We start from the raw sequence: 16,388 nt of genomic DNA on the forward strand, positions 1-16,388 counted from the left end.
CGCCGGCGGCGCGGCCCGGATGCCCGGCCGCGGGCTGGCGCACCGTTAGGGTCGCTTCCGTGAGCACCGAGAACACCATGCAGGAGCGGGGCGCGGACGGCGTGCTGCTGTCCGCCGGGGACGCCGAACTGACCGTGCACCCGGACAACGGCTGCCGCCTCGGCAGCCTGCGCATCGGCGGCACGGAACTGCTGCGCCAGGGCGACAAGTACGGCTGCTTCCCGATGGTCCCGTGGTGCGGACGGATCGACCAGGGACGGTTCCGCAACGGTGGCGAGCTGCACCGGATGCCGGTCAACTCCCCGCCGCACGCCATCCACGGCACCGGCCGCGACCTCCGCTGGCGCACCGCGCGCGTCGACGACACCGGGGCCGCCTTCACCTACGACCTGGCCGACCCCGCGGCCCCCTGGCCGTATCCGGGCACCGTCACCCAGGTCGTCGAGCTGGCGGAGGACGGCGGGTCGCTCACGCTCAGCATGGGCGTCGAGGCGACCGGCGACTCCTTCCCGGCGCAGGCCGGTTGGCACCCGTGGTTCCTGCGGAACCTCGACGGGGGCGACGACGTCCGCGTCGACTTCGCTCCCGAGTGGCAGGAGGAGCGCGGGTCGGACCACCTCCCGACCGGCCGCCGGATCACGCCGAGGCCCGGGCCGTGGGACGACTGCTTCGGGATGCCGCGCGGCGTCGACGTCACGCTCACCTGGCCGGGCCGGCTGGAGCTGACGGTCTCCAGCCGCGCCGAGTGGGTCGTGGTCTACGACGAGCAGGAGGCCGCGGTCTGCGTGGAGCCACAGTCCGGCCCGCCGAACGGCCTGAACACCGCCCCGCGGCTGGTCACCCCGATCGACCCGCTGGAGGTCTCGACGACCTGGCGCTGGCGCGCGCTGTAGCCGGCGAGCGCCGGGGTGAGGGCGCTGTCCTAAGCTCGTGCGCATGACTGACGACGTGCGCGGCGCGCTGCTGCAGCAGATCAAGGACAAGGCCGTGGTGCACGGCAAGGTGACGCTCTCCTCCGGCAAGGAGGCCGACTACTACATCGACCTGCGCCGGATCACCCTCGACAGCGAGGCGGCGCCGCTGGTCGGTCAGGTGATGCTCGACCTCACCGCCGAGCTCGACTTCGACGCGGTCGGCGGGCTGACGCTCGGCGCCGACCCGGTGGCGACGTCGATGCTGCACGCCGCCGCCGCCCGCGGCCGCCGGCTGGACGCCTTCGTCGTCCGCAAGGCGCAGAAGACCCACGGGATGCAGCGCCGCATCGAGGGCCCGGACATCAAGGGCCGCCGGGTCCTGGTCGTCGAGGACACCTCCACCACCGGCGGCTCGCCGCTGACCGCCGTCGAGGCGGCGCGCGAGGCCGGCGCCGAGGTGGTTGCGGTGGCAACGATCGTCGACCGGGGTGCCGCTTCGGCCATCGACGGCGCCGGGCTCCCCTACCTCACCGGCTACCAGCTCGGCGACCTCGGCCTGAGCTGACAACTCGATCGGGTCGTCTTCGCTGACCTGCGGATTCGTCGTAGGACCGGTGTTTCGCGGGAAGCCACAGCCAGGGTTTCACGTGAAACACCGGTTGCCGTTCGACGCCACATCCCTCGGTTTCGGACGCCGGCCGTCCCATGGGGGATGTGGAGCAATCCGGTGAGTCTGGGAGGATGTGCCACGGCGAAGCCGTCGCCCCCTGGTCAGGGCCAAGAACGCACACCCCGCACACACAAGGAGCGGACAGATGCCCATCGCAACCCCTGAGGTCTACAACGAGATGCTGGACCGGGCGAAGGCAGGCAAGTTCGCCTACCCGGCCATCAACGTGACCTCCTCGCAGACCCTGCACGCTGCGCTGCGCGGTTTCGCGGAGGCCGAGAGCGACGGCATCATCCAGATCTCCACCGGTGGTGCGGAGTTCCTGGGCGGTCAGTACAACAAGGACATGGTCACCGGCGCGGTGGCGCTCGCCGAGTTCGCGCACGTGGTCGCCGAGAAGTACGGCGTCAACATCGCGCTGCACACCGACCACTGCCCCAAGGACAAGCTGGACGGCTACGTCCGCCCGCTGATCGCGATCTCCGAGGAGCGCGTCAAGGCCGGCCGCAACCCGCTCTTCCAGTCGCACATGTGGGACGGCTCCGCCGAAACCCTCGCGGACAACCTGGCCCTCGCGCAGGAGCTGCTGCCCCGCGCCGCCGCCGCCAAGATCATTCTTGAGGTCGAGATCACCCCGACCGGTGGCGAGGAGGACGGCGTCACCCACGAGATCAACGACGAGCTCTACACCACGGTCGACGACGCGCTGCGTACCGCCGAGGCGCTGGGCCTGGGCGAGAAGGGCCGCTACCTGCTCGCCGCCTCCTTCGGCAACGTCCACGGCGTCTACAAGCCGGGCAACGTCGTGCTCCGCCCCGAGCTGCTGAAGGACCTCCAGCAGGGCGTCGGCGCCAAGTACGGCAAGACCGCGCCGTTCGACTTCGTCTTCCACGGCGGCTCCGGCTCCACCGAGGAGGAGATCGCCACCGCGCTGGAGAACGGCGTGGTCAAGATGAACCTCGACACCGACACCCAGTACGCCTTCACCCGCCCCGTCGCGGACCACATGTTCCGCAACTACGACGGCGTGCTGAAGGTCGACGGCGAGGTCGGCAACAAGAAGACCTACGACCCGCGCACCTGGGGCAAGGCGGCCGAGGCCGGCATGGCCAAGCGCGTCACCGAGGCGTGCGGCAACCTGCGCTCCACCGGCACCAAGCTGAAGTAAGCGCTGCTCAAGCGGTTCTGAAGGGCCCCGCAACCGGCACCGGTTGCGGGGCCCTTCGCATCCCTGACCGGCCGGACGGGCGGACGGCCCCGGATCGGGGCATGCTCACCGTATGGATGAGCCGGCGAGGAGCGAGCCGAGCCGCGCGCCGGGCGGGATCCGGTTGGCCTCGCCGCAGGGCCGCTGGGTGCTGACCACGACCGTCCTCGGCTCGGGCATGGCGATGCTCGACAGCACGGTCGTCAATGTCGCGCTGCCGAGGATCGGCGCGGACCTCAACACGGACCTGGCGGTCCTCCAGTGGACCGTCACCGCCTACATGCTCACCCTCTCCTCCCTGATCCTGCTGGGCGGTTCGCTCGGCGACCGGTACGGCCGGCGCCGGGTCTTCGTCATCGGCGTCGTCTGGTTCGCGGTGGCCTCGCTGCTGTGCGGGATGGCGCCGAACGCCGGGGTGCTGGTCGCCTCCCGCGCGCTCCAGGGCATCGGCGGCGCCCTGCTCACCCCCGGCTCGCTCGCCCTCATCCAGGCCGTCTTCCACCCCGACGACCGGGCGCGGGCGGTCGGTGCCTGGTCCGGCCTGGGTGGGGTGGCCGCCGCGGTCGGCCCGTTCGTCGGCGGCTGGCTGGTGGACGGCGTCGGGTGGCGCTGGGTGTTCTTCCTCAACGTGCCGCTGGCGGTGGCCTGCGTGCCGATCGCGCTGCGGCACGTCCCGGAGACCCGCGAGCGGGGCGCGGCCGGGGCGCGCGGCTTCGACGTACCGGGCGCGGTCCTGGGCGCGCTGGCCCTGGCCGGCGTCAGCTACGCCCTGATCGCGGCGCCGGGCCGGGGCGCCTCCCCCGGCGTGCTGGTGCCCGCGCTGCTGGGGCTGCTGCTCGGCGCGGCCTTCCTGCGCGTCGAGCGGCGGCGGGCCGACCCGATGCTGCCGCCGCAGATCTTCGCCATCCGGCAGTTCACCGCCGTGAACGCGGTGACGGTCTGCGTCTACGCCGCGTTCGGCGGCTTCTTCTTCCTCTCCGTCCTCCAACTCCAGGTCGTCGCGGGCTACTCGGCCCTCCAAGCCGGCACCGCGTTGCTGCCCACCACCGTGCTGATGCTGCTCCTATCGGCCCGCTCCGGCGAACTGGGACAGCGCATCGGTCCGCGCATCCCGCTCACCGTCGGCCCGCTGCTCTGCGCCGCCGGCATGCTCCTGATGACCCGCGTCGGCCCGGGCGCGACCTACGTCACCGACGTCCTGCCGGCCCTCGTGGTGCTGGGCGCCGGCATGGTGACCCTGGTCGCCCCGCTCACCGCCACCGTGCTGGCCTCGGTGGACGTCGACCGGGCGGGCCTGGCCAGCGGCATCAACAACGCCGCGGCCCGCGCCGCCGGACTGATGGCCGTCGCCGCCCTCCCGCTCCTGGCCGGCATGAGTCCGGAGGCATACCGCTCGCCCCCCGCCTTCGCCGCCGCCTTCCGCCGCGCCATGCCCCTGTGCGCCCTGGTCCTCCTCGTAGGCGCCCTGATCGCCTGGCTGACCGTCCGCCGCACGGCCCCCCAGCCCCCCGAGGAGCCGTCCCACACCGAGTGCACCTACCACTGCGGCATGACCTCCCCGCCCCTGGACCCCGGCGACACCACCCCCCACCCGCCCACGGGTCCGGCCCCTGGTGACACCACACCCCCGTAACCACCCGCAGCAACCCACCAGCGCGAGCCCCCATGCACCCCCACCTCGCAGGCCCGTCACCGCACCCGACAGCCCCGCGCAGCGGCCCCGCGCCGCAGGCGCAAACAACCCCCACGGCGGGAAAGCCGACGACGCGGGAGGCGGCCCAGGCGCAGCGACGGGGCAAACTGGCACCATGCCCATTCACGAAAACCTCCTCGGGGGACCGCCCCCGACCCACCTGCCCGACGACCCCGAGCCCCGCGAGCTGCTCGCCTCGGGCGCCGCGCCGGCCGACGTGGCCGCGAAGTACCCGGCCTCCTCGCTGGTCTGGGCCCAGCTCGCGGACGACGCCTTCGAGGCCGGCCGGGTCGTCGAGTCGTACGCCTACGCCCGCACCGGTTACCACCGCGGCCTGGACGCGCTGCGCCGGGCCGGTTGGAAGGGCCACGGCCCGGTGCCGTTCGAGCACGAGCCCAACCGCGGCTTCCTGCGCGCGCTGCACGCCCTCGCCCGCGCCGCCCAGGCGATCGGCGAGCAGGAGGAGTACGAGCGTTGCTCGACCTTCCTCCGCGACTCCTCGCCGACCGCGGCCGACACCCTCTCCTGAGGTCGCCGTCCCTCCTCAGGTCGCCACGATGAGTCGCCGCGAACCACCGTGAACCACCCCGTCCCGGTCTTCCGGGGCGGTCCGCAGGGGCCGGCCGCGCGATCGCGGCCGGCCCTTGCGCGGTGGTGGTGCAGCACCGATGATTTCAGTGGGTCGGGGCATCCCCGGCCCGAGGGGACCGGGGCTCCCGAGCCGACGAGGAAGGAGCGGACCGCTACCCGGTAGTTCGCACCTGAGGAGTCCCTCATGTCGAAGCCGTCTCCCAGACATTCCGCGCACGGCGCCCCGGAGCCGGACGCCGCGGCCACCGAGGCGGAGCCGCCGTTCGGTCCCGATCTGAGCATCGGCGCCAGCGCCACCACCCCCTACGAGGACTACGTCCGCGCGGACGTCCTCACCCACCTCCAGCAGCTCCAGTCCGACGACCCGGGCGAGATGGTCTTCCTCGTCACGACCCAGGTGATGGAGCTGTGGTTCACCGTGATCGTCCACGAGTGGCACACCGCCACCGAGGCGCTGCGCCGGGACGACCTGCCGGTGGCGGTGGACGCGCTGCGCCGCTCCACGTGGGAGCTGGAGGCACTGAACGCCGCCTGGAAGCCGCTGGCCAGGCTGACGCCGGCGCAGTTCAACGCCTACCGCGGCGCGCTCGGCGAGGGCAGCGGCTTCCAGTCCACGATGTACCGGCGGCTGGAGTTCCTGCTCGGCGAGAAGTCCGCGGCGATGCTGGTGCCGCACCGCGGCTCCCCGGAGGACCACGCCGCGCTGGAGAAGGCGCTGCACGAACCGAGCCTGTACGACGAGGTGCTGCGGCTGCTGGCGCGCCGCGGCCACCCCGTACCGGAGGCCGTCCTGCGGCGCGACCCGGCCGGGCGGTACGAGCCGGACGAGGCCGTCGAGGAGGTCTGGGCGCGGATCCTCGACGGGCCGCAGGACGGTGAACTGGCGCGGCTGGCCGAGCTGTTGACCGATGTCGCGGAGCTGGTCTGGCGCTGGCGCAACGACCATCTCGTGGCGACCCGGCGGGCGATGGGAGCGAAAATGGGTACCGGCGGGTCCGCGGGCGTCGCCTGGTTGGAGAAGCGGGCCCGCAAGAACGTCTTCCCCGAGCTGTGGACGGCGCGAAGCCATGTCTGAGAGCCGCGAGACCCCGCAGGGGTCGCACACCCCGCAGCGCCCCGGCCCGTTGGACGCCGGGGCACCCGCGCTGGCGGACCGCGCCGCGGAGCTGGACGCGGCCGGGCCGCTGACGACCACCCGCGACCGCTTCGTCCTCGACGACACCGTCTACCTCGACGGCAACTCGCTGGGCGCGCTGCCCCGTTCGGTGCCCGGCCGGATAGCCGAGGTGATCGGCCGCGAGTGGGGCGAGCTGCGCATCCGGTCCTGGACCGAGGCCGGTTGGTGGACCGCGCCCGAGCGGATCGGCGAGAAGATCGCCCCGCTGATCGGGGCCGCGCCGGGCCAGGTCGTGGTCGGCGACTCCACCAGCATCAACGTCTTCAAGGCGGTGACCGGCGGCATCCGGATGGCCGGGAAGGGCTGCACGGAGATCCTGGTCGACGCCACGACCTTCCCCACCGACGGCTATGTCGCCCGCTCCGCGGCCCGGATGGCCGGCCTCGCCGTGCGCCCGGTGGAGCCCGCGCGGATCGCCGACGAGGTCACCGAGCGCACCGCGCTGGCGCTGGTCAACCACGTCGACTACCGCACCGGCGAGCTCAACGACATGGCCCAGATCACCTCCGCGCTGCACTCCGCGGGCGCGCTGGCGGTGTGGGACCTGTGCCACAGCGCCGGCGCGCTGCCGGTCGCGCTGGACGCCTGCGGGGTGGACCTCGCGGTGGGCTGCACCTACAAGTACCTCAACGGCGGCCCGGGTTCGCCCGCCTACCTCTACCTCCGCGAGAGCCTCCAGGAGCGGTTCGAGTCGCCGCTGCCGGGCTGGAACTCGCACGCCGACCCGTTCGGGATGGAGCCCCACTACGCCCCGGCCGAGGGGGCCCTGCGCGGCCGCGTCGGCACCCCCGACATCCTCTCGATGCTGGCCCTGGAGGCGGCGCTGGAGGCGTGGGAGGGCGTCTCCATCGAGGAGGTGCGGACCAAGAGCCTGGCGCTGACGGACTTCTTCCTGGAGTGCGTGGCCGCGTACGCGCCGCCCGGGCGGGTCCGCTCGGCCACCCCGACCGCACACCGGCGGCGCGGCAGCCAGGTGTCGCTCGCCTGCGCACCGGGGCCGGACGGCGCCTCTGTGGCCGGCGAGGTGATGGCGGAGCTGATCCGGCGCGGGGTGGTCGGCGACTACCGCCCTCCGGACCTGCTGCGCTTCGGCTTCACCCCGCTCTACACCACCTTCGCCGACGCGGAGCGGGCGGCGCGGGTGCTCGGCGAGATCCTGCGGGAGCGGGCCGACGGGGAGCCGGCGGCGGCGCCCGACGAGGGGCCCGCGGCGGGCGGCGACGCCGGGTGAGCGCGGCGGACGAGGAGGCGGCGCTGCTGGGGCTCGCCCCGGTGGCGCCGGACCGCACGGTGTCCTACGGCCCGCACCCGGACCAGGTCGTGGACCTGTACGGGCGCTGGCCGGGGGCCGGGCCCCTCGTCGTCCTGCTGCACGGCGGGTTCTGGCGGGCCGCGTACGACCGGCACCATCTCTCGCCGTGCGCGGCGGAGTTGGCCCGGCACGGGGTGCCGGTCGCGCTCGCCGAGTACCGCAGGGTGGGGGCGGGCGGGGGCGCGCCGCAGACGTTCCAGGACGTGCCGGCGGCCGTCGCGGCCGCGGCCGACGCCGGGGCGCTGCCCGGGGCCGGGCCCCGGGAGGTGGTGCTCGTCGGGCACTCCGCCGGCGGCCACCTCGCGCTGCTCGCGGCCGCCCGCCCCGGTACGCCGGTGACCGAGGTCATCGCCGTGGCGCCGGTCGCCGATCTGGCGCGCGCCCACGAGCTGGGCCTCAGCGACGGCGCGGTCGCCGGGCTGCTCGGCACCGGCCCCGGCTTCGCCGGCCGGCTGGCCGCCGCCGACCCGGTCCGCCACCCGCCGGCCGGCGTCCCGGTCACGCTGCTGCACGGCACCGCCGACCCGGACGTCCCCGTGGACCTCTCGCGCCGCTACGCGGCCGCCCACCCGTCCGCCACCGCGCTGCGCGAGCTGCCCGGCGCCGGCCACTTCGCCGCGCTGACACCGGGCACCGGGCCCTTCCGGACGCTGCTCGCGCTGCTGCGCGGTGATACGTCCGATGCCGGGCCGGCGCCCGGGGAACCGCTCGGTGGCGGCCCGACCGCACCGCGTAGTACTTGAGACGGACCCCGGCAGATCCGCTTCGGTGGGGACGCCCGGGCGGGTCGTCGCTGCTTACCGTGGTGTACGTGAACGAGACGACCCAGACGCAGGGCCCCCTGCGCTCGGAGGCGCGCATGGCTCACGGCGCGCTGCACACCCTGCGCCAGGACCTCTGCGTCGATGCCTTCGCCTTCCGACCGATGCCGCCGCTGGACGATGCCAAGCTGGCCCGACGGCTGCCGTGGCTGCCCGGCCGGGCCCGGCGGTGGGCCAGCTGGCTCCCGCACTGCGCCGTGGCGCTGCTCGCGGTCATCATCTTCCTGGGGTCCGCGGCTCCCGGCTACGACACCAGCCCGGTGCGCGGCGCGATCGACGTGGCGCTGGCGCTGGCGGTGGCGGTGCCGCCGCTGCTGGTCCTGTTCCGGCCGGTGGGCGCCTTCTGGCTGTCGCTGGGGGCTGTCGCTGTGTGGTGGATCGGCGACCGCTTCCTCTCGCCGTACGCCAGCGTCTGGGGCGGCGCCTTCGCCATCCACCTCGTGGTGATGACGCTGGTGGTGCTGCGGACCCGGCCGCGGCTGGCGGTGGAGATGTGGGTGATCACCTTCGGCGCGGGGACGCTGCTGTCGCTGGTGGCGCGGGGCGGTGCGCTGGGCGACATGCCGCCGGTGGCGTTCTTCTCCGGGGTGGTGCTGGTCTCCGCCGCGGCGGTCCGGGCCTGGCGGGAGGAGCGCCGGCAGGTCGTCGAGACCCAGAGCGTCACCGCCGAGGAGCGGTCCCGCCGGACGCTGTTGGAGGAGCGGGCGCTGATCGCCCGGGAGCTGCACGACGTGGTGGCGCACCACATGTCGGTGATCGCCATCCAGGCCGAGGCGGCGCCGTACCGGGTCGCCGATCCGCCGCCCGAGCTCGCCAAGTCCTTCGCCACCATCCGGGAGAACGCCGTCGCCGCGCTGACCGAGCTCCGCCGCATCCTCGGCGTGGTCCGCTCCGAGGACCCGGACGCCTTCGCCGAACGCGACCCGGAGGCCCCGCAGCCGACCCTGGCCAGCCTGGACTCGCTGCTGGAGAGCGTCCGGGGCGCCGGGCTGACCGTCGAGGCGGTGATCACGGGGGCGGCCCGGACGCTGCCGCAGGGCGTCGAGCTGTCCGCGTACCGGATCGTGCAGGAGGCGCTGAGCAACGCGCTGCGGCACTCGCCGGGCGCGGAGGCGCGGGTGGAGGTCTCCTACGTCCTGGGCGGGATCGGGCTGCGAATCGTCAACGGTGCCCCGAGCCGGCTGGCCAAGCCCTCGCCGGGCGCCGGCCACGGGCTGCTCGGCATGCGGGAGCGGGTGCAGATGCTCGGCGGCGAGATGACGGCCGAGCCGACACAGGAGGGTGGTTTCGAGGTGGCGGCGTTCCTGCCGGCGGCCAACGCGACGGGCGGGGGCGCCGCATGATCCGGGTGCTGATCGTGGACGACCAGGTGATGGTCCGCGAGGGCTTCTCCGTCCTGCTCAACGCCATGCCGGACATCGAGGTCGTCGGCGAGGCGGTGGACGGCCGGCAGGCGGTGCAGAAGGTGGCGCTGCTCAAGCCGGACGTGGTCCTGATGGACATCCGGATGCCGGAGATGAACGGCCTGGAGGCGACCCGCGAGATCGTCGCCGCCGACGCGGACGCCAAGGTGCTGGTGCTGACCACCTTCGACCTGGACGAGTACGTCTACCAGGCGCTGCGGTCCGGGGCCAGCGGCTTCCTGCTCAAGGACGCCTCGGCCGGGCAGCTCGCCGAGGGCGTGCGGATCGTCGCCGACGGCGAGGCGCTGCTCGCCCCGACCGTCACCAAGCGGCTGATCAACGAGTTCTCCCGGCTGGGGTCGCCGCGCGCCCCGGCCCAGGAGCGCATCGGAGACCTGACGGAGCGGGAGACGGAGGTCCTGGTGCTGGTGGCCCAGGGCCTGTCCAACGGCGAGATCGCCGCGCATCTCGTCGTCGCCGAGTCGACGGTGAAGACGCACGTCAGCCGCATCCTGGTGAAGCTGGGGCTGCGCGACCGCACCCAGGCGGCGGTCTTCGCCTACGAGGCGCGGCTGGTCACGCCGGGCGGCTGAGGGCGAGGGACGGTCGACGGTGCCGCCCGCCCCGGCCGTCCACACCCTGTGGACGACCGGGGCGGGGCGGGCCGAGTGCGCCGCCGGGGTCGGCTACCGCCCCGACGGCGCACGACGGTGGGGCGGCCTCAGCCGATGTCGCGGCGGCGGAGGCCGGCGAGGCCGACGGATATCAGCACCGCCGTCAGGGCCGTGAGCCAGAGGAACGGCGCGGCCGTCACCGCACCGCCGGGCAGCTTCGGCAGGTGCCCGTACGGCGAGAGGTCCAGCGCCCACCGGGGGAGCCGCAGCACCGGGCCGAGCCAGCCGAGGGCGAGGCAGCCGCCGGTCAGCGCCCAGACCGCGCCGCTGGCCGCGGGCAGCAGGCCGAGCACGCACATCGCCACCGCGGCCAGCGTCCACGCCGCCGGGACCTGGGCGAGCGCGGCGGCCAGCACCCGGCCGCTGCCGCCGGCGACATCGCCGGCCGAGGCGCCGTAGGTGAGCCCCAGGGCCAGCCCGCCGGCGGTCAGCAGCACCGCGGTGCCCGCCAACGCGACGGCCAGATGGCCGGCCGCCCAGCGCAGTCGGCCCACCGCGCCCGCCAGGACCGGTTCGGCCCGGCCGCCGGTCTCCTCGGCCCGTATCCGGAGCACCGCGCCCACGGCGTAGAGCGCCGCGACCATGCCGAGCATGCCGGTCATCGAGGCGAGGAAGGCGTCCGTCAACGACCGCTCCCCGCCGAGCCGTTGGACGATCTCCCGGGTCTGCGCATTGCCGCCGACCATGTCCACCGCGCCCTTGGCGACCCCGCCGAACACCGCCCCGGCGAGCGCGAAGCCGGCCGTCCAGCCGGCCAGGGCGGTCCGCTGCAACCGCCAGGCCAGGCCGGTGGGGCCGCCGAGCGAACGGGGCGCGCGGGCCGGCCCCGGCCGCGCCGGCAGGAAGCTCATGCCCACGTCCCGACGGGCGGTCAGGGCGTAGCCGGCCGCGGTGGCCAGCGCCGTCGCGGCGGCGAGGAGCAGCACCACCCACCAGCGCTCGCCGGCGAACGCGCGGACGTGCTGCGCCCAGCCGATGGGGGAGAGCCAGGTGAGCGGGGAGTCGGCGCCGCTCCCGGGGGAGCCGCTGCCGGCGGAGGCGTCCCCGGCGGCGCGCAGCGCGAAGGCGGCGCCGAGGGCCGCGCCGGTCAACCCCTTGGCCAGCCGGGCGCTCTCGGTGAACTGGGCGGCTATCGCGGCCAGCGCGGCGAAGAACAGCCCCGTGCCGCCGATCGCCAGGCCCAGGGCGAGCGACCCGGCCACCGGCAGCCCGGACGCGGTGAGCCCGGCGGCGGTCAGCGCGGCCACCCCCGCATCGGCGATCGTCGCCGCCAGCAGCGCGGCGGTCAGCGGCGCCCGCCGCCCCACCCTTGCGGCGGACAGCAGCTCCTGACGGCCCGTCTCCTCTTCCTCGCGGGTGTGCCGGACGACGATCAGCAGGCTCATCACGGCCGCCAGCACCGCGCCGAACCCGGCCATCCGCCAGGCGACCAGGCCGCCCAGGGAGTCGTCGAAGACCGGTCCGTACAACGCGCGCAGCGAGCCGTTGGCGTTCATCGACGCGGCGAGCTGGGCGCGCTTGGCGGCGGTGTCGTAGAGCGCCGCGAAGGAGGAACCGGTGGCGATCACGGTCAGGCCGAGCAGCAGCACCCAGGCCGGGAGCATCAGCCGGTCGCGGCGCAGGGCCAGGCGCAACAGGGCGCCGGTGCCCGTCAGTTGGCGCCCGCCGCGGGAGCGCGCGGTGGTCGGCGCGGTCAGGGCGCTCATCGGGCCACCGCCCCGTCGGCCCGGGCGCCCGACCGGTGGCCCGGCCGGCCGTCGCGGGGGAGATCGTCCTGGTAGTGGCGCAGGAACAGCTCCTCCAGGGTGGGCGGGGTGCTGGTGAGGCTGCGCAGTCCGGCCGCGCCGAGCGGGCCGAGCACCGCGCCCAGCCGCTCGGTGTCCACCTGGAGCCGGACGCGGCAGCCGGGGCCGCCGTGGACCGGCTGGACGGAGAGGCCGTGGACGCCGGGCAGGCCGTCGAGTCCGGTCGGCGGGCCGGCCAGCTCGGCGACGACGGTCGTCCGGGTCAGATGGCGCAGCTCCCCCAGGGAGCCGGACTCGACGGTGCGGCCCTTGCGGATGATGCTGACCCGGTCGCACAGCGCCTCGACCTCGGAGAGCACATGGCTGGAGAGCAGGATCGTGCGGCCGCGGTCACGCTCCTCGGCCACGCAGCTCTGGAAGACCTCCTCCATCAGTGGGTCCAGCCCGGAGGTCGGCTCGTCGAGGATCAGCAGATCGACGTCGGCGGCGAACGCGGCGACCAGGGCGACCTTTTGGCGGTTGCCCTTGGAGTAGGTGCGGCCCTTCTTCGTGGGGTCGAGCTCGAAGCGTTCCAGCAACTCGTCCCGCCGGCCGGTGTCCAGCCCGCCGCGCAGCCGGCCGTAGAGGTCGATGACCTCGCCGCCGGAGAGGTTGCGCCACAGGGTCACGTCGCCGGGGACGTAGCCGACGCGGCGGTGGATCTCGACGGCGTCCCGCCAGGGGTCCTGGCCCAGGACCTGCGCGGTGCCGCGGTCGGCGCGGAGCAGGCCGAGCAGGATGCGCAGGGTGGTGGACTTCCCCGCGCCGTTGGGCCCGAGGAAGCCGTGCACCTCGCCGGCCTCAACGGTGAGGTCGAGGCCGGCGAGCGCGTGGGTCGCGCCGAAGGACTTGTGGAGCCCGGCCACCCGCAGTGCGGGGGAGGGCGAGAGCGCCTGCGTCATGGTTTCGAAGATACGTGAGCTTCACAAAATTGTGAAGCTAAGAAAGTGTATAAAGTTGAGGGACCGGCTCTGATCAGGGGAGATGATGCGGACATGAGCGAAGAGCGAGAGCGGGCAGCCGGCCGGACGGCCGACCGTGACGACGCGGCGGTGCTGACCTTCGTCGAGCGGTTCGCGGCGCAGATGGTCGACGCCGGGATGCAGCGGATGCCGGCCCGGGTCTTCGCCTGCCTGCTGGCGTCCGACTCCGGCGTGCTGACCTCCGCCGACCTGGGCGAGCGGCTCCAGGTCAGCCCGGCGGCCGTCTCCGGCGCGATCCGCTACCTCTCCCAGGTGGGCATGGTCAGCCGCGAGCGCGAGCCCGGCTCCCGCCGCGACCGCTACCGCGTCCACAGCGACCAGTGGTACGAGGCCCTGACCCGCCGGGACAGCGTCCTCACCCGCTGGGAGAACACCCTGCGTGAGGGCGTCGAGAGCCTCGGCAAGGAGAGCGCCGCCGGCCGCCGGATCGGCGAGACGCTGGCCTTCACGGAGTTCATGCAGCACGAGCTCGCCGGCATGCTGGAGCGCTGGCGCGACCACCTCGAAGAGCTCCGCGCGGATTAGGGCGACCCCGCGCCCCGGCTCACCTCTGCCGCGGTAGCTGCAGCCGCCAGGCCCCCTGCTGCACCGTCCAGGTCCGGGTCCGTACGGGCCCGCCGACCAGCGCGTCCGCCCGGTAGTGGAAGTCCGCCCCGGACACCGTCACCGCCCGCGCGGCGACCCGCACCGGGCGCTCCCCGCCCGGCCAGTGCACGATCACCTCGGCCAGCCCGCCCGGCCGCCCGTCGTCGCCGGTGCCCGCCACCACCGACACCCCGCGCACCGGTCGGTCCAGATCCGCCAGCAGCGCCCCGTCGGCCTCGACCCGCAGCCGCAGCCGCTGCGCGGGCACCCGCGCCCGCCGGCTCCCGCCGGGGCCCGTCGTGCCGGGGCGGGCGGTGCCCCACCGCCCCGCTCCGGGCGCGGCGAGCAGCGACAGCGCCGTACGGGCGGTGCGGGCGGCCGGCGCCCACCAGGGGCGGTGCCCGCCGGCCGGGTCCACCGGGTCGATCCCCTCCCCCGGGCGCGCGCCACCGGAGAACCCGCCGTCCCCGAGGGCCGCGGCCCGCTCCGCCGGCGGGTCCGCCTCCGCCGCCCGGTCGTCGGCGTGCTCCGTGCGCTCCCGGCACGCGCCGTGGGCCGCCCCGTACTCCGCCAGCGGCCCGGCCGGATCGCCGCACGGGATCCGCAGGCCGCCCAGCACGATGCCGTCACTGTCGTCGGTGAGCAGGTCCATCGGCCGCTCCCCGCCGTCCAGGACGGCCCGCGCGGCGGCCACCGCGTCCGTGGGGACGCCCAGGGTCCGGCTCAGCGCGACCGTCTCCGGCGGGCCCACCGGCACCATCGACAGCGCCACCCCGGCCAGCTCCCGCTCCTTGTGGAGCAGGCCCACCGCCCTGAGGAGCGCCCGGTCGTCGCCGATCACCACCGGGCGGCGCCGGCCGCGCCGGGACAGTGCCTGGGCGAACTCCGCCGGCCCCTCCGGGAGACAGATCTTCGCCCCCGCGCCGGCGCACAGGACGTCCTTGGCGATCCGCACGGATTCGCCGTCCGCCCGGCGGGCGACCGGGTCGATGACCACAAGCAGGGGGCACCCCCGAACGGAGTCCGCGGGAGAGTGCCCAGAAGACTGCGCCGACACCTCGGTCCTTCCTCAGGTAGCATCTCGGTGCAAGAGCCCCTTGCGCTATTGCGCCAGGGGCTTCGTCTATTCCGGGGCACCGGTCCGACGGCTCTGGCCGACGCCACGCGAGCACACGCGTAGCGCCGCGCCATCCACGCACGTTGGACATGCCCCGCCCGGAAGGGGTGTACGCCTGTGCCCGCACTTGTGCTGCTCGGTGCTCAGTGGGGTGATGAAGGCAAGGGAAAGGCCACCGATCTGCTCGGTGGGTCCGTGGACTATGTGGTGCGCTACCAGGGCGGCAACAACGCCGGCCACACGGTCGTCGTCGGCGACCAGAAGTACGCACTGCACCTCCTCCCTTCCGGAATCCTCTCGCCGGGGTGCACCCCGGTCATCGGCAACGGTGTCGTCGTCGACCCGGCGGTCCTGCTCTCCGAGCTGAGCGGACTCAACGAGCGCGGCGTCGACACGTCCAAGCTGCTGCTCAGCGGTAACGCGCACCTGATCACGCCGTACAACATCACCGTCGACAAGGTGACCGAACGCTTCCTCGGCAAGCGGAAGATCGGCACCACCGGCCGCGGCATCGGCCCGACCTACGCCGACAAGATCAACCGCACCGGCATCCGGGTCCAGGACCTCTACGACGAGTCGATCCTGACCCAGAAGGTCGAGGCGGCCCTCGACGTCAAGAACCAGCTGCTGACCAAGCTCTACAACCGCCGCGCCATCGAGGCCGGTCAGGTCGTCGAGGAGCTGCTGGGCTACGCCGACAAGATCAAGGGCTACGTCGCCGACACCACCCTGATCCTCAACAAGGCCCTGGACGACGACAAGGTCGTGCTCTTCGAGGGCGGGCAGGGCACCCTGCTCGACATCGACCACGGCACGTACCCCTTCGTCACCTCCTCGAACCCGACCGCCGGCGGCGCCTGCACCGGCGCCGGCGTCGGCCCGACGAAGATCAGCCGGGTCATCGGCATCCTCAAGGCGTACACCACCCGCGTGGGCGCCGGGCCGTTCCCGACGGAGCTGTTCGACAAGGACGGCGAGGCGCTGCGCGCCATCGGTGGCGAGCGCGGCGTCACCACCGGTCGGGACCGCCGCTGCGGCTGGTTCGACGCGGTGATCGCCCGCTACGCGACCCGGGTCAACGGCCTGACGGACTTCTTCCTCACCAAGCTCGACGTCCTCACCGGCTGGGAGCAGATCCCGGTCTGCGTGGCCTACGAGATCGACGGCAAGCGCGTCGAGGAACTGCCCTACAGCCAGACCGACTTCCACCACGCGAAGCCGATCTACGAGATGCTGCCGGGCTGGTCCGAGGACATCACCAAGGCCAAGACCTTCGCCGAGCTGCCGAAGAACGCCCAGGCGTACGTCAAGGCGCTGGAGGAGATGTCGGGCGCCCCGATCTCCGCGATCGGCGTCGGCCCGGGCCGGGACGAGACGATCGAGATCAACTCGTTCCTGTCGTAGGGCATTTCGCGGCGGCCGGTCTCTGACGGCCGGCCGGTCCCCTTGGGGACGAC

Annotated in this window: 15 protein-coding genes; 12 read left to right on the forward strand and 3 right to left on the reverse strand. The window is 74.1% G+C overall.

What is annotated here, in order from left to right; genetic code table 11:
• Window positions 1–59: 59 nt before the first annotated feature.
• The 10 genes from PV796_RS21000 (at window position 60) to PV796_RS21045 (ending at window position 10,381) form a co-directional block, all read left to right on the forward strand.
• On the forward strand, window positions 60–893 hold the full coding sequence (locus PV796_RS21000; protein ID WP_274914853.1) for an aldose epimerase family protein: 834 nt from the start codon (window positions 60–62) through the stop codon (window positions 891–893).
• Window positions 894–936: 43 nt separating this feature from the next.
• Window positions 937–1,479, forward strand: a complete 543-nt coding sequence (gene pyrE, locus PV796_RS21005) for an orotate phosphoribosyltransferase (protein WP_274914854.1) — start codon at window positions 937–939, stop codon at window positions 1,477–1,479.
• Window positions 1,480–1,729: 250 nt separating this feature from the next.
• Window positions 1,730–2,752 carry a class II fructose-bisphosphate aldolase gene (fbaA, locus tag PV796_RS21010; protein ID WP_274914855.1) on the forward strand — a complete coding sequence of 341 codons (1,023 nt, stop codon included), beginning with the start codon at window positions 1,730–1,732 and terminating at the stop codon, window positions 2,750–2,752.
• A gap of 112 nt (window positions 2,753–2,864) precedes the next feature.
• Window positions 2,865–4,424, forward strand: coding sequence for an MFS transporter (locus tag PV796_RS21015; RefSeq protein ID WP_274914856.1), 1,560 nt, complete (start codon window positions 2,865–2,867; stop codon window positions 4,422–4,424).
• A gap of 175 nt (window positions 4,425–4,599) precedes the next feature.
• The gene (locus tag PV796_RS21020) at window positions 4,600–5,013 is read left to right on the forward strand and encodes a DUF3151 domain-containing protein (protein WP_274914857.1); all 414 of its coding nucleotides are present in this window, start codon (window positions 4,600–4,602) and stop codon (window positions 5,011–5,013) included.
• Between the two features lie 246 nt (window positions 5,014–5,259).
• Entirely contained in the window at window positions 5,260–6,150 is an 891-nt protein-coding gene (locus PV796_RS21025) for a tryptophan 2,3-dioxygenase family protein (protein ID WP_274914858.1), read from the forward strand.
• Window positions 6,143–7,483: a kynureninase gene (gene kynU, locus PV796_RS21030; protein WP_274914859.1), complete on the forward strand. Its 1,341-nt coding sequence runs from the start codon at window positions 6,143–6,145 to the stop codon at window positions 7,481–7,483. The genes PV796_RS21025 and kynU overlap by 8 nt, the downstream gene beginning before the upstream one ends.
• Window positions 7,480–8,307, forward strand: coding sequence for an alpha/beta hydrolase family protein (locus tag PV796_RS21035; protein WP_274914860.1), 828 nt, complete (start codon window positions 7,480–7,482; stop codon window positions 8,305–8,307). Before kynU ends, PV796_RS21035 begins: the two co-directional genes overlap by 4 nt.
• Before the next feature lie 116 nt (window positions 8,308–8,423).
• Window positions 8,424–9,728: a sensor histidine kinase gene (locus PV796_RS21040; RefSeq protein ID WP_274919158.1), complete on the forward strand. Its 1,305-nt coding sequence runs from the start codon at window positions 8,424–8,426 to the stop codon at window positions 9,726–9,728.
• On the forward strand, window positions 9,725–10,381 hold the full coding sequence (locus PV796_RS21045) for a response regulator (protein WP_274914862.1): 657 nt from the start codon (window positions 9,725–9,727) through the stop codon (window positions 10,379–10,381). Before PV796_RS21040 ends, PV796_RS21045 begins: the two co-directional genes overlap by 4 nt.
• 128 nt (window positions 10,382–10,509) lie before the next feature.
• Here the strand turns inward: PV796_RS21045 and PV796_RS21050 are convergent, their stop codons facing one another.
• Entirely contained in the window at window positions 10,510–12,168 is a 1,659-nt protein-coding gene (locus PV796_RS21050; protein WP_274914863.1) for an ABC transporter permease, read from the reverse strand.
• Window positions 12,165–13,148, reverse strand: a complete 984-nt coding sequence (locus PV796_RS21055) for an ABC transporter ATP-binding protein (protein ID WP_274914864.1) — start codon at window positions 13,146–13,148, stop codon at window positions 12,165–12,167. Before PV796_RS21055 ends, PV796_RS21050 begins: the two co-directional genes overlap by 4 nt.
• A 93-nt stretch (window positions 13,149–13,241) precedes the next feature.
• On the opposite strand from PV796_RS21055, the gene PV796_RS21060 reads away from it, so the two are divergent.
• The gene (locus tag PV796_RS21060; RefSeq protein WP_274914865.1) at window positions 13,242–13,754 is read left to right on the forward strand and encodes a GbsR/MarR family transcriptional regulator; all 513 of its coding nucleotides are present in this window, start codon (window positions 13,242–13,244) and stop codon (window positions 13,752–13,754) included.
• A 19-nt stretch (window positions 13,755–13,773) separates the two neighbouring features.
• Here PV796_RS21060 and PV796_RS21065 read toward each other — a convergent pair whose 3' ends face one another.
• Window positions 13,774–14,811 (reverse strand): hypothetical protein, encoded by a 1,038-nt coding sequence (locus tag PV796_RS21065; protein ID WP_274914866.1) that lies wholly within the window; start codon window positions 14,809–14,811, stop codon window positions 13,774–13,776.
• A gap of 237 nt (window positions 14,812–15,048) precedes the next feature.
• Between PV796_RS21065 and PV796_RS21070 the strand changes: the two genes are divergently transcribed.
• Window positions 15,049–16,335, forward strand: a complete 1,287-nt coding sequence (locus tag PV796_RS21070) for an adenylosuccinate synthase (protein ID WP_274914867.1) — start codon at window positions 15,049–15,051, stop codon at window positions 16,333–16,335.
• Window positions 16,336–16,388 lie beyond the last annotated feature (53 nt).

The organism is Streptomyces sp. WZ-12 (assembly GCF_028898845.1).
Taxonomy (GTDB): Bacteria; Actinomycetota; Actinomycetes; order Streptomycetales; family Streptomycetaceae; genus Streptomyces.

What these genes read in the sequence shown, in the direction of transcription:
- pyrE (WP_274914854.1), top strand. Translation starts at nt 937, where the DNA reads ATGACTGACGACGTGCGCGGCGCGCTGCTGCAGCAGATCAAGGACAAG.
- fbaA (WP_274914855.1), top strand. Translation starts at nt 1,730, where the DNA reads ATGCCCATCGCAACCCCTGAGGTCTACAACGAGATGCTGGACCGGGCG.
- PV796_RS21015 (WP_274914856.1), top strand. Translation starts at nt 2,865, where the DNA reads ATGGATGAGCCGGCGAGGAGCGAGCCGAGCCGCGCGCCGGGCGGGATC.
- PV796_RS21020 (WP_274914857.1), top strand. Translation starts at nt 4,600, where the DNA reads ATGCCCATTCACGAAAACCTCCTCGGGGGACCGCCCCCGACCCACCTG.
- PV796_RS21025 (WP_274914858.1), top strand. Translation starts at nt 5,260, where the DNA reads ATGTCGAAGCCGTCTCCCAGACATTCCGCGCACGGCGCCCCGGAGCCG.
- kynU (WP_274914859.1), top strand. Translation starts at nt 6,143, where the DNA reads ATGTCTGAGAGCCGCGAGACCCCGCAGGGGTCGCACACCCCGCAGCGC.
- PV796_RS21040 (WP_274919158.1), top strand. Translation starts at nt 8,424, where the DNA reads ATGGCTCACGGCGCGCTGCACACCCTGCGCCAGGACCTCTGCGTCGAT.
- PV796_RS21045 (WP_274914862.1), top strand. Translation starts at nt 9,725, where the DNA reads ATGATCCGGGTGCTGATCGTGGACGACCAGGTGATGGTCCGCGAGGGC.
- PV796_RS21050 (WP_274914863.1), bottom strand. Translation starts at nt 12,168, where the DNA reads ATGAGCGCCCTGACCGCGCCGACCACCGCGCGCTCCCGCGGCGGGCGC.
- PV796_RS21055 (WP_274914864.1), bottom strand. Translation starts at nt 13,148, where the DNA reads ATGACGCAGGCGCTCTCGCCCTCCCCCGCACTGCGGGTGGCCGGGCTC.
- PV796_RS21060 (WP_274914865.1), top strand. Translation starts at nt 13,242, where the DNA reads ATGAGCGAAGAGCGAGAGCGGGCAGCCGGCCGGACGGCCGACCGTGAC.